The sequence below is a fragment of the Mycoplasma sp. 3398 genome, assembly GCF_053851555.1.
In genome coordinates, this window is sequence record NZ_JBSQAW010000018.1 from 1 (window position 1) to 1284 (window position 1284).

Annotated in this window: 1 protein-coding gene; it reads right to left on the bottom strand. The window is 26.6% G+C overall.

Features of this window, described 5'->3' with window-relative positions:
- Nucleotides 1-955: 955 nt before the first annotated feature.
- The coding region (locus ACWXVK_RS03225) for a hypothetical protein (RefSeq protein ID WP_456017249.1) at nucleotides 956-1284 on the bottom strand (329 nt) is incomplete at its 5' end.

Sequence of the window (1284 nt, forward strand, 5' to 3'; positions counted from 1 at the left end):
ATTAATATTATTTGCCAATCAAGGAAAATCAATTTGGCTATTTGAGGAAGGCAACACCTCATAGTTATTCAACAAGTTAATACTACATTCCATTGCTATTCTATCAGTAAATTCCTTAAATTTTTTTGATCATACTGAACTGGGACGAGCTCACGATTATAATAAGCTGCTTATTATATATTTGCAAACAGTTCTAATATTTTTTTATAAATAAGAAACTAAAAATCGTATCCTATATTTAGACACAGATTTTTATATAAATTTACTTTTTTTCAACGCTTGCTGAATTTTTTAATCATAATTTATTCAATTTATAAGCATTTTTTATAGTTTTTCCTTACAAAGTATCCTTACTTACTAAAAAATAAAATTGTCTAGTTCATTTTCTCATCCGACACCTTTTTTGTGGAGTATCTAAGATTATATTTTTTGGTAATGAATTTCCAACCAATCAATTTTTAATATGTTTATTTTTATGTCTAATATCATTTAGAGTATCCTTTGGCAGAATATTTTTAATAGTTTCATAAACTGATTGTAAATCATTTTTGTTCACTAGTTTTAGAATTTATAGATGCTAGATTTTTAGTGGTTTGGTTTGTTCTAGTTTATAGTATGACTTGCTTTATAAGTAAGGGCTGCAAATTAGTACTATTAATGTTGGTTAAAGCTCTGAAAAGTAATTTTCTTTTTTTATTATTCTCCTCTTGTTCTATTTGAACAATGGGGCTTTTTGTATATAATTTTCAATTTTTATTCACAAAATATCTAGGCTTTTGAATATTCATCGCATTTTTTGTTCTTAACTTCAACAAGGTATTTTAGCTTAAAAACGGCATTTTTTAGCCATGCTTAATAAGTTTTATTCGCATTTTAATATTAATTTTTAACCCTATTGATAATAAAAAACCAGACTTATATCTGGTTTAGAATAAAAAATTAATTATTATAAAATTTAATTTATTTGAAATGTAAGGCCATCTTTATCACTTTGGATACCATAGCTTCCTAAACTACCGTTAAGTAGATTTGCAAAAAAATCGGCCAATTTACTTGCATCTTGTGTTGTTTGTAAAACTTTTGGCTTAGATGGTTCATCATCTTCATCCCATGGTTGATTATGGTCCGGTTCATAAAATTCTCATGGAATATTTTCCTCTGGCAGATCTAACGGATACACATCAAAATCAAAGGTTCCACCTTCATCGAGAGGAAAATCAAACCCTTGTTTGCCTTCTTTTGATCTATCATAATGTTTATATAAATTCTTGTAATAAAAATTAT